The sequence below is a fragment of the Pseudarthrobacter raffinosi genome, assembly GCF_023913735.1.
Classification (GTDB): Bacteria; Actinomycetota; Actinomycetes; order Actinomycetales; family Micrococcaceae; genus Arthrobacter; species Arthrobacter raffinosi.
In genome coordinates this window covers 102,479-115,207 of record NZ_JAMXBH010000012.1, presented here as the reverse complement: position 1 = coordinate 115,207, position 12,729 = coordinate 102,479, and the positions used below count along the sequence as shown (strand labels likewise).

Sequence of the window (12,729 nt, the reverse complement as noted above, 5' to 3'; positions counted from 1 at the left end):
CGCCATGCAGAATCTCAACGTCGGCCTCATCGGCGGCGGCTTCATGGGCAAAGCCCACTCCCTTGCCTACGCGGCCATGCCCATGTTCTTCTGGCCAGCCCCCGCAATGCCGGTACGCAAGGTGATCGCCGAAGCCACAGACGAGCTGGCCGCCCAGGCCGCCAGCCGCTTCGGCTTCGAAAAGTCCACTTCAGACTGGCGAAGCATCATCGATGATCCGGACATCCACGTGGTCGACATCGCGACGCCGAACCACCTTCATGCCGAGATCGCTATCGCTGCGGCCGAGGCCGGAAAGCACATCATCTGTGAAAAGCCGCTGGCGCGGACGGGTGAGGAATCCAAGGCCATGTATGACGCGGTGAAGAACACTGACATCGTGCACATGGTTGCGTTCAACTACCGCCGCACACCGGCAGTCGCCCTGGCCAAAAAGTACATTGACGAGGGTGCCATCGGCCGGGTTATCAGCTTCCGCGGCACCTACCTGCAGGACTGGAGCGCCGACGCGAATTCCCCGCTCTCCTGGCGCTTCCAGAAGTCCATCGCAGGTTCGGGCGCATTGGGCGACATTGGAACCCACGTAATCGATATGGCCCGCTACCTCGTCGGCGAATTCACATCCGTCAATTCGGTAATGTCCACCTGGATTCCGGAGCGGCCGTTGCAGTCCGGCAGCGCGGACAGCCTGGGTAACGTCTCCGGTGGGGAAGGTCCCCGCGGGGCTGTGGATGTGGATGACGAAGTGCTCACCATGGTCAAGTTTGCCAACGGTGCCATCGGATCCATCGAAGCGACCCGCAACGCCTACGGCCGCAACAACTTCCTGACCTTCGAGATCCACGGCACCGAAGGTAGCATCGTGTTCAACTACGAACGGCGCGATGAACTCCAGGTTTGCTTCGCCAGCGACCCCGGTGACCGCCGGGGGTTCCGGACTGTCTACACCGGCCCTGCGCACCCGTACGGAGAAGGGCTCTGGCCCATCCCGGCCCTGGGCATTGGCTACGGTGAAACCAAGATCATTGAAGCCTACGATTTCTTCAAGGCAATCGCTGAAGGCGGAAGCGTCAGCCCGAACTTCGCTGACGGGTATCAAATCGCCCTGATCGACGACGCAATCATCGAATCCGCGGAAAGCGGAGCCTGGGTCGACGTACCAAGGATCGACGCCTAACCCAGCCATCGGGGCGGGCAGGCGTGTGGCTGAAAATGAAGCTGCGCGCCTGCCTCGCCCGACCAGTCCCTGGCAGACAGTGCCAAGATAAGGCGTCGTGATGACTGCTGCAACAACCGGGTCGCCCACCTCCGGCCCCGTCCATCTGATTCCAATCTTCGTCGCCGAGCAGGGCAGCGCTGACGAGTTAAAGCGGCTGCTGACTGTTCTTCAGAATGCCAGCCGTCTCGATCCCGGTTGCCTGGAGTACTCGGTGTTCGGCGACGAGCAGGATCCCGACACCTTCCTGCTTTGCGAGAAATGGACGAGCAGTGAGGCCCTCGACGCCCACAATGAACAACCGCACGTCGTAGACTTCGTGGAATCCGCAGCGCAGTTCATGGCTGAACCCCTGCGCGTGCACCGGCTTCGCCCCATCGCGTAAGCCGATCCGAGACCATCCAGCTGGCAACGCCCGCCCTCCGAAGGAGCCTGACATGCCCCGCCCCTACACCCTGTTCACCGGCCAGTGGGCCGACCTCCCGTTCGAGGAAGTCGCGCGCCTGGCCTCCGGCTGGGGCTACGACGGCCTGGAAATCGCCGTGTCCGGGGACCACCTGGACGCCTGGCGCTGGGACGAGCCCGGCTACGTGGAGTCCAAGCTCGCCGTCCTGGCCAAGTACAACCTCAAGGTCTGGGCCATCTCCAACCACCTCAAGGGCCAGGCCGTGTGCGATGACCCCATCGACTTCCGCCACGAAGCGATCGTCGGCGCGAAAGTCTGGGGCGACGGCGACCCCGAGGGCGTCCGCCAACGCGCCGCCGAGGAAATGAAACACACCGCCCGGCTGGCCAAAGCCCTCGGAGTGGACACCGTCGTCGGATTCACCGGCTCCTCCATCTGGCAGTACGTGGCCATGTTCCCGCCCGTCCCCGCCGCCGTGATCGAGGCCGGCTACCAGGACTTCGCCGACCGCTGGAACCCCATCCTGGACGTCTTCGACGAATGCGGTGTCCGCTTCGCCCACGAGGTCCACCCCTCCGAGATCGCCTACGACTACTGGACCACCGTCCGCACCCTCGAAGCGATCGGCCACCGTGAAGCGTTCGGCCTGAACTGGGACCCGTCCCACTTCATGTGGCAGGGCATCGACCCCGTCTCGTTCATCTGGGACTTCAAGGACCGGATCTACCACGTGGACTGCAAGGACACCAAGCTGCGCCAGACCGGCCGGAACACCGTCATGGGCTCGCATCTGCCGTGGGGCGACCCGCGCCGGGGCTGGGACTTCGTCTCCGCCGGCCGCGGCGATGTCCCCTGGGAATCGTCTTTCCGCGCCCTGGCCGCGATCGGCTACAACGGGCCGATCTCCGTCGAATGGGAAGACGCCGGCATGGACCGGCTCCACGGCGCACCGGAAGCCCTCGCCGCGCTGAAGAAGTTCGACTTCCCCGCCTCCCAGACCAGCTTTGACGCCGCCTTCAGCACGAAGCCCTAGGAAGCGCACGTAGAATCCCTGCATGACCCACACGATTCGAAAGGCAACAACGGACGACGCCGGCCGGCTCGCCGACCTGGCGGCCGTCACCTTCCCGCTGGCGTGCCCGCCGTCGTCGTCACCCGAGGACATTGCCGCGCACTTGGCCAACACGCTCAGCGAACGGCACTTCCGGGAGTACCTGGCGGATCCTGATGTCACCATCCTGGTCATTGACGCGGACGGGGCGCTCCGCGGCTACAGCCTGCTGTTGAACCGGCCAGCAGAGGATCCGGATGTCGCGGCGGCGCTGAAAGTCCTGCCCTCCGTGGAGCTCAGCAAATGCTACGTCCACCCCGAACACCACGGCCTGGGCGCGGCCGGCGAACTGATGCACGCCAGCCTCCGGGCGGCGGCAGAAGCGGGCGCGGCCGGAGTATGGCTGGGGGTCAACAGCCGGAACGCCCGGGCCATCCGGTTCTACGAAAAGTCCGGCTTCCACAAGGTGGGCAGCAAGTCCTTCCGGCTGGGAACCACCGTGGAGCACGACTTCGTCCTCGAACGCGCCGTCTGACCCCACCCAACGCGACACACCCACCGCCCACACCCAGCGCGAATACCCAGCGCGAAGGGACACTTGAGGCCGCGCGGCTGAGGGCCTCAAGTGTCTGTTCGCGCTCAATGGTGACCAATCTGACACCCCGCCGCGGAATGGCCCCGGGGCAGGCGGGGTTGTGGCAAGCATGAAGATTGAGATCTGGTCAGACGTCGCGTGTCCGTGGTGCTACATCGGCAAGCGCCGGTTCGAGGCCGCCCTGGCCGAGTTCCCGCACCGCGACGCTGTTGAGGTGAAGTGGCGCAGCTACCAGCTGGACCCCACCCTTCCCGAGCACTATGACGGCACCGAACTGGAGTATCTGAGCACGCGCAAGGGCATGGCCCAGGCGCAGGTCTTGCAGATGTTTGACCACGTCACCGAGCAGGCCAAGGGCGAGGGCCTGAACTACCGGTTCGACCAGGTGGTGGTGGCCAACAGCTTCACCGCCCACCGACTGATCCACCTCGCGGCGCAGCACGGACAGCAGGATGCCGCGAAGGAACGCCTGCTGAGCGACCATTTCGAGCACGGCAAGGACATCGGCAGCGCCGAGTACCTCACCGCCCTGGGCCAGGAGCTGGGCCTCAACACCGATGACGTCGCCGAGCTCTTCACCACGGACAAGTACGCCGACGACGTCCGCTTCGATTTCGAGGAAGCCCGCGCCCTGGGCATCACGGGCGTGCCGTTTTTTGTGATTGACCGCAAGTTTGGCCTCTCGGGTGCCCAGCCCGCCGAAACGTTCACGGCGGCGCTCAACCAGGCCTGGCAGGAGACCAACCCCCTGGTTCTGGTCACCGCCGCGGACGGCAACGACGGCGAGGCCTGCGGCCCGGACGGCTGCGCGGTCTGACACGGCCCGATGAGAGAGTTTACTGACACATCGCGGTAAAGTGTCTGCATGCCCAGGATTTCGGCGGCCAACAACGCCGCGCAACGCGCCGAGACTCAACGCAGGGTCCTGACAGCGTTCGGGGAACTCCTGTTCACGCACGGCCTGCCCGGACTGACCATGACGGACGTCGCCCGGCATGCCGGCGTGGGGCGGACCGCGGTGTACAACTATTACGCGGACATCGAAGAACTCCTGATCTCCTACGCCCTGGATGAGACCGAGCGCTTCCTCGCCGAACTCCGGGAGTCTCTGAGCAGGCTCGAGAACCCCGTCGAACGGCTGGCCCTGTACGTGCGCACCCAGGTGGAGGACCTTAGCCGCCGCCACCTCCCGCCCGGACCCGCGATGGCGGCGGTGCTGTCGCCGTCGTCCTTTGCGAAACTGGCCGACCACGTGGGTGAACTCAGCGTCCTGCTGCAGGGCATCCTCCGGGACGGCATGGCGCAGGGGTACCTGCCGCAAGCGGACATTGGCCAGCAGGCGCAGCTCATCCACGGCACGCTCTCCTCCAGCGCCGCACGCGGCAGCAACGAGCCCGCCGAACTTGAGGCCCGGATCGCTCGGACCGTGCGGTTCATCCAGCTGGGCGCCGGAGCAAGGTTCGACGACGACGGCGCACCCCTGCTCATCAGCTAGGGCGTGGGGGCCTAGAGCCTGGGCCTAGGGTGTGGCGCCGGCCGTCGGAATCACCGGCCACTTGGCATCGTCCGCGATCCGCCGGCTTTCACGCGGGCAGCTGAGCGTCCCTGGCGTCTGGTCCACACGGTCCGCGGCGGCCAGCTCTTGGAAATCGCTGGAAAGAATCACGTCAACGCTGGCGTCCGTCCGGCCGTCCTGGAAGTAGTCGGAGCCGGGCAGGTTCCGTTGGACGCTGAAGGCCGCAGACTGCCCGGCAGCCCCTGAAACCACCGCAGCCACGCCGCGGAAGCCGGCCTCCGTGTTGGCCACGGCACCCACCACAAACTTACGGACCAGCAACTCATCCGCCACGGAGCGGGCCAGACCGGGGCGGCTGGTGGAGTTGTAGACGTTGAGGTTGATTTTGTCGTTGGGGGTGTAGTCAAAGGTGGCCCCGGGACAGGTGGTCCGGGGCTCATTGCTGCCCAACGTCGTCGGAAGCTTCAGCTGTCCGCTCATGATGGCCAACGCAACGATGATGGCGCCGGCAATGAGGCCCAGCAGCAATACCAGGACCACTCCATGCACCACGCGGCGGCGGACCCGCACCGGGTTGTCGGGGTCTCCGGCAGCCTCAAACGTGGCCCGCAGTTCGGGGCCGGTGACAACGTGGTGGCCGTGCAGGACGCTGGCGTCCTTGGGTTTCCTAGCCATCTATGACCAGCACGCGGGCGTGGATGGCGGTCCGCTGGTGCAGCGCTGTCCGGACGGCGCGGTGCAGCCCGTCCTCCAGGTACAGGATTCCCTGGTACTGCACCACGTGGGGGAAGAGGTCTCCGAAAAAGGTGGAGTCTTCGGCCAGGAGCGCTTCGAGGTCGAGCGTCCGTTTGGTGGTCACCAGTTCGTCCAGGCGGACAGGGCGCGGCGGCAGCGACGCCCACTGTTTGGGCGTGTTGAAACCATGGTCGGGATACGGGCGTCCCTCGCCCACAGCTTTGAAGATCACCATGCCACCCTAAGCAGCTTGGGGGCCCAAGAGAAGTGTCCGGCCCGCAGCATCCCAAGGTTGTAGCCAAACAGTGACCATCTGTCACATGCCGTGGACATCGCGCCGCCGGCGCAGGATCAGAGGCCCGTGGCTGACACAATGGAGCCATGACTGCACCCGAATTCCCTGCCAGCACCACGCCCGGCGTCCGCCTGCCGTCCACCCCACCCCTCGCCCTCCTGCTCGACGTTGACGGACCCGTGGCCAGCCCCGTGACCCGTAACGTGAAACCCGGCATCATTGCCGATCTCGTGGCGCTGGCCACTGCCGGAATTCCGGTCATTTTCAATACCGGCCGCTCCGATACCTTCATCCGGGAGCAGGTCATGGAGCCGATGATCGCCGCCGGCATTCCCGCCGGGACAGTCATCCACGCCATTTGCGAGAAGGGCGCCGTGTGGTTCAGCTACACCGCCGCCGGGCCCGGCCCCATCCACGTTGATCACGAACTGGCCGTGCCCAAGGCCTACGGCGATGACGTCCGCCGGCTCGTGGCCGAGGACTACTCCAGGCACATGTCTTTTGACGAGACGAAACGTGCCATGGTGTCCGTTGAGCAGCACATCGAGGTGCCCTCCGCCGACTACCTGGCCGAACAGAAGCTTTTCGACTCCGACGCCATGGACCTCATGACCCGCCACGGCATGGGCGTGGTCCGCCTGGAGCACCACGCACCGAATTCCGACGACGAGGTGGACTACCGCGTCGATCCCACCATCATTTCCACCGATATTGAGTCAGTGCGGCTGGGCAAGGACCTCGGCGCCAGCCGCGCCGTGGAGTTGCTGGCGGCACAGGGCATCACGCCGCTGGCGTGGCGGACGGTAGGTGATTCCCGCACGGACTACGCCATGGCGGACTGGCTCCACCACAATGACCACCCCGTAAAACACGTTGATGTCCGCCCGGCGGACGGCGTTCCGGTAAAGCCCTATGACGTGTTGACCGCCACCGATCTCGGGCTTGGGGAAGATGTCATTCACGACGACGCCGGCGGAGCTTACCTGCGCAGCTGGCGGGAGGCCATGGCCGGCTGAGCCCGTCCCCGGCCGGCGGCGCCCGTTTGAGACTGCCATTTTGGGGGTCGCGCTATTATTCAGATAAGAACGCTTACCATTTAGCCGCGACGGAGACAACCATTACAGAAGCACCTGTCCAGGACGAGATCTACTACGGCGGCCAGGCGTCCGTAGAACCGCGCACGCATGCGGAGGTGACATCTCCGGCTGCTGAGGCGCGGCTCAAGCACCGGCCGGACGTCGTCCGGCACAAGGGCAGGTATGCCCTGATCAACCACAACCGGACGCCGTACCAGGCCATGGTTGAGGACCTGCTGTTCCTGCGGGGCGTCCTCGCGGAGGCCGGGCTGGACTACCTTTTGGTGCGCGGCAACAACGACCGTCCGGTCATCGCCCTGGACTGGAAAGACCGCAAGAAGCTGCGGGCGGCCTTGGTGGAAGCCTGCCGCAACGAGCCCGTGTACTCCATGACCGTGGACGCGAAAAAGAAGTCCTCCGTGCTGGTTGCCGACGGGGATCTCTCCCCCAACCGTCAGGCCCGCATCTTCCGCCTCTACCGTCCGCGGGTTGAACCCGACGGCGGTTTCGAGTTCGGTTCCTCCGCCGGCGTCCAGATTGAGCTCTGGAGCTTTGAGGGCGATCAGCTGATCCTCCCGATCGAAAACTCCCTGACCCGCCGCACCATGCAGTCCCAGGACGCTGTCCGCGGGACGGTTGAACGGTACGGCCACACCTGGCCCACCATCGAGAACATGTTCGCCGACCATGCCAGCGACATCAGCTTCGACGTCGACCTGGTGTTTTCGTGGGTTGATGGCAGCTCTCCCGAATACATCGCGGCCCGCCGTGCCCAGCAGCAGGGTGTGGTTCTCGGCGAAGGCGACGACCACGAAGCCCGCTTCCGGCAGATCAACGAACTCAAATACGCCCTGCGCTCCGTCTACATGTTCGCGCCCTGGATCCGCCGCATCTTTATCGCCACAGACTCCCCCGCCCCGGAGTGGCTCGCGGAGCACCCGTCGGTGACCATTGTCCGCAGCGATGAGTTTTTCGCCGATCCCGCAGTGCTGCCCACGCACAACTCGCAGGCAGTGGAATGCCAGCTCCACCACATCGAGGGCCTCTCCGAGCACTTCCTCTACTCGAATGACGACATGTTCTTCGGCCGCTCGGTGGGCCCGGACATGTTCTTCACCCCGGGCGGCGTCACGAAGTTCATCGAGGCCGAGACCCGGATCGGGCTGGGCGACAACGATGCCGAGCGCAGTGGCTTCGAGAACGCCGCCCGCGTGAACCGCAAGCTGCTCTGGAACCGGTTCGGTCGGATCACCACGCGGCACCTGGAACACACCGCCGCCCCGCTGCGGCGCAGCGTTGTGGCCAGGATGGAGCGTGAGTTCCCGGAGGAGTTCCAGAAGACGGCGGCGAGCAGGTTCCGCGCCGCGGACAACATCTCGGTCACCAATTCCTTCTACCACTACTACGCGCTGCTGACAGGCCGTGCGGTCACGCAGACCGCAGCCAAGGTGCGTTACGTGGACACCACCGCCCGCGCCGGGCTGAACTCCCTGCCCAAGCTGCTGGCCAAGCGGAACATGGACTTCTTCTGCCTCAACGACGGCAGTTTCCCCGAAGTCCCCGCGGACGAGCGCGCCGAGACCGTGACCGACTTCCTGGAGAAGTACTACCCCATCAAGGCGCCCTGGGAGCTCTGACGCTCGCAGCCCTGACGTTGGTCGCGCCCACGTCAGGGCTTCCGACCCGCCGGGCTTCGCGCGCTAGATAGCGTAGTTCGGAAGGGCTACCTTCCTGACGCCTCCTGTTTTGGCGTTGTCAGGGATGCTGACGCCCGCCGCGGCCAGTCTCTCGGCAGTCATTTCCGAGGTGACATGCTCGCCGACGGTGGCCGCGCTCCCCAGCGGAACCACGGAGTGGACAATGGTGTGCTCGTACACGTGTACCAGGTTGAAGGCCTGCCCGCCGTCCCGGCCGCGGGTACCGCCCACGGCGACGTTGAGGTCCTGGGTGTAGCACGTGGCCGAGGCGACGGAGACAGGAATCCCCGCAAAGGTGGCGGTGGTCGAGTAGTGCAGATGCCCGGCAAGAATGGTCCGGACGTCGGAGTTGCGGACCACGGAGGCCAGGCTTGCCTGATCCCGCAGTTCCACGAGCACGGCAAGGTCCAAGACCGACGGGACCGGCGGATGGTGGAGCGCCAGGATGGTGCCGTCGGGGGCCGGGGTATCCAGCTGGCGGGTGAGCCACCCCAGCTGTGACGGGCTTAGCTCGCCGTGGTGGTAACCCGGGACCGAGGTGTCCATGGTGATGATGCGCAGGCCATTGATGAAGTAGCTTCGGTCCACCGGCGCATCGCTCGCCGGCTCGTCCAAGAGCCCGGTCCGGAAGTTGGCGCGGTTGTCGTGGTTGCCCATGGCCCAGATGACTTGGGCGCCCATGTCTTCGCAGGCGGGATCAACAATGGCCCGGAGCTTTGCGTAGGCTTCAGGGTCGCCCCGGTCGGCGAGGTCGCCCGTGAAGATCACGGCCTCGGGCCGGGCACCGGAAGCCTTGACCTCTTCAAAAAGCTGAATGAGCTTGGCTTCGCTGTCGACTGCGCCGTGAAGGGGATCCGGACCTCCCAACAGGTGGGGGTCGCTCAGGTGGAGAAGGAAGTGGCGTGGCCGGGGGTGTTCGGCCTCGATGTGCTTCATTGCTGCCTCTGTGGTTGGTGGGAAACGGCGTTTCCCTTCTACCCTTCAGTAACTATTATCCAATCAGACAATTGGCAAACTGTGGGTAAATTACTGCGGCCAAGTTGGAAAAAACCAAAAGATTTACGCCCCGGAAAGTGCCGTTGTGGCCGCCGGTCCGTCAAATTCGGCCAGTGCCATTTCTATGGCATCGATAACTTCGGCGGAGTCCGGTTCGACGGCGGGCGCGAAGCGTGCCACTACTTCGCCCTTGCGGTTGACCAGGAACTTCTCAAAGTTCCATTTCACCAGGCCGGGCAGCACACTGGTCTTGAACCTGGTCAGCTCGGCGTAGAGCGGATGCTGGTCCTTGCCACGCACATTGGCCTTGGCCGTCAGCGGGAAGGTAACACCGAAATTCCGCTCGCAGAACTCGGCGATCTCGCTGTCGTTGCCCGGCTCCTGGCCGGCGAACTGGTTGCACGGAACTCCGAGCACGTCGAAGCCGCGGTCCCGGAACTTCTCGGAGAGCGTCTCCAAACCCGCGTACTGAGGAGTGAACCCGCACTTTGACGCCACGTTCACCACCATCACCACGTTGTCCTTGAACCGGCCGAAATCGGTTTCGGTGCCGTCGTTGAGGGTGAGCGGAATGGTGTATAGGTCTGTCACAGCGCCGTCCTTGAAGGTCGGTCATGCAGGTGATTCGTTGCCAACCATCAAGGGTACGGGTGCAGTCTGGGAGTTCTCTGTCAGGGTCCCGCCGACTCGGACCATGTTGCGGTGTCGGTAGGCGTGGCGGTGGATGTAGCTGTCGTAGAAGACGAGGGCGAGGGCGACGCTGTTTCGGCTGAGGACCCGCTACTCGTTGTTGCTGTTGGCTCCACCGTTGGCGCCGGCGTCGGCGTCAGGCGCGAGGTAGGCCTGAACGGCGACGACCTGGAGACAGTGGGCGTCGGAGACGGCGACGCGCTCGTCGTCGGCGCAGGCGAAGTGCCCGTGGGGGCAGGTGAGGTGCCCGTGGGGGTGGGTGACGTCGTCGTCGGCGTGGCGCTTGAGGTTCCCGTCGGCGTCCTCGTTGCCCGGGGCGTGGAAGGCGTTGGGGAGGGCGATGCCGTCGAAGCGGCTGTTTCTGTCGAAGATTCTGTCGCTGTTTCAGTCGCAGTCGGGTCCGGCGATGCGGATTCAGGCGAGGTAGCGTCCGACGACGGCTCTTCCGTGGGTGCCTCGTCCGGCGGTCCCGACGTTGTCACTGATCCCTCCACCGGCGGCGGTTCGGACAGTTCCTCTTCGCCGCCCAGGACCGTGTGGCTGTTGTCCTCTGCGACCGGGATGGCCCAGCGTTGCGCGCCGACGTCCACGGGTTTGGCATAGCTGACCATGGCTATGTCCTCGAGTTCGTCCAACTGACGAATGCGCAGAAGTGTCCAGTTCAGCGGGCTGGTGTGCTTGCCGTTGAGGATGGTTTCGAAATGCAGATGGCAGCCGGTGGACCATCCCGTGGTGCCCACACGGGCAATGACCTGGCCCACCTGCACGGAGTCCCCCGTCCGGACCGCCACAGCCTCCAAGTGGTTGTACGTGGTGATCAGCCCGTTGCCGTGGTCTAGTTCCACGCGGTTGCCGCCGCCCCAGGGGTGCCACCCGGCGGCACGGACCACGCCGGCGTCGGCCGAATAAACCCTGGTGCCGCAGCCTGCAGCGAAGTCCTGGCCCAGGTGGAAATCGCCGCCCGCACCGGTGATAGGACTGACCCTGTACCCGAATGGAGAGCTTGAAGTGAGGAACTCAAGGGGCGCCATGAGGGACCCCTCCCGGGGGCGGGTGAGCCCGGTGGCGGCCACGTTGAGGGGAGCGCTCCCGCCCTTGGCGATCGTCCTGACCAGTGTGCGGTTAAACGGAACCAAGGCCCGGCTGTCCGTCAGGAAAGCACCGGCCAGCTCAGGCAGGCCAACATGTCCGGCACCCGCCGGCGAAGCTGCCGGGCGGGGTTCAACGGGGGACGATCCAGGGAGGCCGACGGCGATGAGTGACGCGGCAGCAACGGCGCTGGCGGCCAGCACGCGCACAGCTATGGCGCAGCCGCCCGCGGGCTCCTTCTCCCGGCCGGATCCCCGATGATTGCCCACTCGTTACTCCCGGGTTGGCCCGCCAGACCCCGGATCCAGACGGACTTACCATCTCATGGGACCACAAAGACCCGGGCCTGTGAACCCCCGCGCCGGTCCCGCTGCGGACATTATGTGGATCACCCCTCAGAACCGTGCCCGCGGCTTCTGGACGAGAATAGTGACATGCGAAATTTCCTCAGGGAATGGCAGGGCGAAATCAAACGGGTATTCACCGGCAGCACTGACGGTCAGCCCGCTTGGGTTCCGCGGCTGGCCGAAGGGGACGACGCCGGCTATCACCTTCCCGGCTCGGCCGTCTGGGCGGTGCACGGCTCCATGGCTACCATTGTGGCTGGGGTCCGCGCGCTCCTGATGCAGGCCTTGCACCCCGGGGCGCTGGCGGGAATCCACGAGCACTCCGACTTCCGCGCAGATCCGCTCAGCCGGCTGGCCCGGACCATCCGCTGGATCTTCACCGTCACCTATGGCCCACAGGCCGCCGCCGACGAGGCTTCCGCCCGGGTCCGTCGCCTGCACGAGCCTGTACAGGGGACCTACAGTGACGGGCACGGCGGCGAGCGGAGCTACTCGGCCAACGATCCGGAACTCGCCCGCTGGGTCCACATCGCGTTCGTGGACGCCTTCCTCTCGGCCCACAAAATCTGGGGTGCCGGGATCCCCGGCGGCCCCGACGCCTATGTCCGCGAGTGGGCCCAGGCCGGACGGCTGATGGGCGTGGAGGATCCGCCCCTGAGCGAGGCCGAAATGCGGGAGCAACTGGACCGCTGGTATAACAACGGTGAGCTGGTGGCGGACAGCAGGGTTGCCGAGACCGTTGAGTTCATCCGCAACCCGCCACTGCATCCGCTGCTGCGCCCCGGCTACCGGATCATCTTCGCCGGCGCCGTCTACAGCCTTGAGCCGAAGTACCGCCGCATGCTGGGGCTCCAGGTCCCCCGGCTGGGGCCGTTCCCGCTCCCCGTGAGGCTGGCAACGAAGGTGACTCTCGGCGTCGTACATCTTGCCCTTGGACGCGGGCCTGGACCCAGCGAACAAGCGGCCCGGGAGCGCCTCCACCGCCTGGGCTACGCGGGCACGTGACCTGGCCGCCGAGCT

14 protein-coding genes are annotated in these 12,729 nt (G+C 65.4%); 9 read left to right on the top strand and 5 right to left on the bottom strand.

The genetic code is table 11. The features are described 5' to 3' along the window. Window positions 1-4 precede the first annotated feature (4 nt). The 6 genes from NG698_RS12935 to NG698_RS12910 all read left to right on the top strand — a co-directional run bounded on the left by NG698_RS12935 (window position 5) and on the right by NG698_RS12910 (window position 4,763). Window positions 5-1,177 (top strand): levoglucosan dehydrogenase, encoded by a 1,173-nt coding sequence (locus NG698_RS12935; protein WP_252610157.1) that lies wholly within the window; start codon window positions 5-7, stop codon window positions 1,175-1,177. A gap of 100 nt (window positions 1,178-1,277) precedes the next feature. Further along, window positions 1,278-1,601 (top strand): putative quinol monooxygenase, encoded by a 324-nt coding sequence (locus NG698_RS12930; RefSeq protein WP_252610155.1) that lies wholly within the window; start codon window positions 1,278-1,280, stop codon window positions 1,599-1,601. Window positions 1,602-1,653: 52 nt separating this feature from the next. Next, window positions 1,654-2,655, top strand: a complete 1,002-nt coding sequence (locus NG698_RS12925; RefSeq protein ID WP_252610152.1) for a sugar phosphate isomerase/epimerase family protein — start codon at window positions 1,654-1,656, stop codon at window positions 2,653-2,655. 22 nt (window positions 2,656-2,677) lie between these two features. Continuing rightward, window positions 2,678-3,208: a GNAT family N-acetyltransferase gene (locus NG698_RS12920; protein WP_252610150.1), complete on the top strand. Its 531-nt coding sequence runs from the start codon at window positions 2,678-2,680 to the stop codon at window positions 3,206-3,208. Between the two features lie 169 nt (window positions 3,209-3,377). Then, window positions 3,378-4,085, top strand: a complete 708-nt coding sequence (locus NG698_RS12915) for a DsbA family oxidoreductase (protein WP_252610250.1) — start codon at window positions 3,378-3,380, stop codon at window positions 4,083-4,085. 48 nt (window positions 4,086-4,133) lie between these two features. Beyond that, window positions 4,134-4,763 (top strand): TetR/AcrR family transcriptional regulator, encoded by a 630-nt coding sequence (locus NG698_RS12910; RefSeq protein WP_252610147.1) that lies wholly within the window; start codon window positions 4,134-4,136, stop codon window positions 4,761-4,763. A gap of 24 nt (window positions 4,764-4,787) precedes the next feature. Here NG698_RS12910 and NG698_RS12905 read toward each other — a convergent pair whose 3' ends face one another. Both NG698_RS12905 and NG698_RS12900 read right to left on the bottom strand, forming a co-directional pair. Further along, window positions 4,788-5,459 (bottom strand): LytR C-terminal domain-containing protein, encoded by a 672-nt coding sequence (locus NG698_RS12905; RefSeq protein ID WP_252603152.1) that lies wholly within the window; start codon window positions 5,457-5,459, stop codon window positions 4,788-4,790. Further along, the gene (locus tag NG698_RS12900; protein ID WP_181577293.1) at window positions 5,452-5,751 is read right to left on the bottom strand and encodes a type II toxin-antitoxin system VapB family antitoxin; all 300 of its coding nucleotides are present in this window, start codon (window positions 5,749-5,751) and stop codon (window positions 5,452-5,454) included. The genes NG698_RS12905 and NG698_RS12900 overlap by 8 nt, the downstream gene beginning before the upstream one ends. A 149-nt stretch (window positions 5,752-5,900) precedes the next feature. Here NG698_RS12900 and NG698_RS12895 point away from each other — a divergent pair, with 149 nt between their 5' ends. Both NG698_RS12895 and NG698_RS12890 read left to right on the top strand, forming a co-directional pair. Beyond that, window positions 5,901-6,830 carry a hypothetical protein gene (locus NG698_RS12895; protein ID WP_252610145.1) on the top strand — a complete coding sequence of 310 codons (930 nt, stop codon included), beginning with the start codon at window positions 5,901-5,903 and terminating at the stop codon, window positions 6,828-6,830. A gap of 281 nt (window positions 6,831-7,111) precedes the next feature. Then, window positions 7,112-8,527: a stealth family protein gene (locus tag NG698_RS12890; RefSeq protein ID WP_374209909.1), complete on the top strand. Its 1,416-nt coding sequence runs from the start codon at window positions 7,112-7,114 to the stop codon at window positions 8,525-8,527. 63 nt (window positions 8,528-8,590) lie between these two features. On the opposite strand, the gene NG698_RS12885 is transcribed toward NG698_RS12890, so the two are convergent. The 3 genes from NG698_RS12885 to NG698_RS12875 all read right to left on the bottom strand — a co-directional run bounded on the left by NG698_RS12885 (window position 8,591) and on the right by NG698_RS12875 (window position 11,631). Further along, window positions 8,591-9,523 carry a phosphodiesterase gene (locus NG698_RS12885; protein WP_252610142.1) on the bottom strand — a complete coding sequence of 311 codons (933 nt, stop codon included), beginning with the start codon at window positions 9,521-9,523 and terminating at the stop codon, window positions 8,591-8,593. Between the two features lie 123 nt (window positions 9,524-9,646). Next, a complete protein-coding gene (locus NG698_RS12880; protein WP_308293037.1) occupies window positions 9,647-10,174 on the bottom strand; it encodes a glutathione peroxidase in 528 nt (175 codons plus the stop codon). Window positions 10,175-10,254: 80 nt separating this feature from the next. Then, on the bottom strand, window positions 10,255-11,631 hold the full coding sequence (locus tag NG698_RS12875; RefSeq protein ID WP_252610139.1) for a M23 family metallopeptidase: 1,377 nt from the start codon (window positions 11,629-11,631) through the stop codon (window positions 10,255-10,257). Window positions 11,632-11,796: 165 nt separating this feature from the next. On the opposite strand from NG698_RS12875, the gene NG698_RS12870 reads away from it, so the two are divergent. Then, the gene (locus tag NG698_RS12870; protein ID WP_252610136.1) at window positions 11,797-12,714 is read left to right on the top strand and encodes an oxygenase MpaB family protein; all 918 of its coding nucleotides are present in this window, start codon (window positions 11,797-11,799) and stop codon (window positions 12,712-12,714) included. The last annotated feature ends 15 nt before the right edge of the window (window positions 12,715-12,729 follow it).

What these genes read in the sequence shown, in the direction of transcription:
- NG698_RS12935 (WP_252610157.1), top strand. Translation starts at nt 5, where the DNA reads ATGCAGAATCTCAACGTCGGCCTCATCGGCGGCGGCTTCATGGGCAAA.
- NG698_RS12920 (WP_252610150.1), top strand. Translation starts at nt 2,678, where the DNA reads ATGACCCACACGATTCGAAAGGCAACAACGGACGACGCCGGCCGGCTC.
- NG698_RS12885 (WP_252610142.1), bottom strand. Translation starts at nt 9,523, where the DNA reads ATGAAGCACATCGAGGCCGAACACCCCCGGCCACGCCACTTCCTTCTC.
- NG698_RS12930 (WP_252610155.1), top strand. Translation starts at nt 1,278, where the DNA reads ATGACTGCTGCAACAACCGGGTCGCCCACCTCCGGCCCCGTCCATCTG.
- NG698_RS12910 (WP_252610147.1), top strand. Translation starts at nt 4,134, where the DNA reads ATGCCCAGGATTTCGGCGGCCAACAACGCCGCGCAACGCGCCGAGACT.
- NG698_RS12890 (WP_374209909.1), top strand. Translation starts at nt 7,112, where the DNA reads ATGGTTGAGGACCTGCTGTTCCTGCGGGGCGTCCTCGCGGAGGCCGGG.
- NG698_RS12870 (WP_252610136.1), top strand. Translation starts at nt 11,797, where the DNA reads ATGCGAAATTTCCTCAGGGAATGGCAGGGCGAAATCAAACGGGTATTC.
- NG698_RS12925 (WP_252610152.1), top strand. Translation starts at nt 1,654, where the DNA reads ATGCCCCGCCCCTACACCCTGTTCACCGGCCAGTGGGCCGACCTCCCG.
- NG698_RS12915 (WP_252610250.1), top strand. Translation starts at nt 3,378, where the DNA reads ATGAAGATTGAGATCTGGTCAGACGTCGCGTGTCCGTGGTGCTACATC.
- NG698_RS12905 (WP_252603152.1), bottom strand. Translation starts at nt 5,459, where the DNA reads ATGGCTAGGAAACCCAAGGACGCCAGCGTCCTGCACGGCCACCACGTT.
- NG698_RS12895 (WP_252610145.1), top strand. Translation starts at nt 5,901, where the DNA reads ATGACTGCACCCGAATTCCCTGCCAGCACCACGCCCGGCGTCCGCCTG.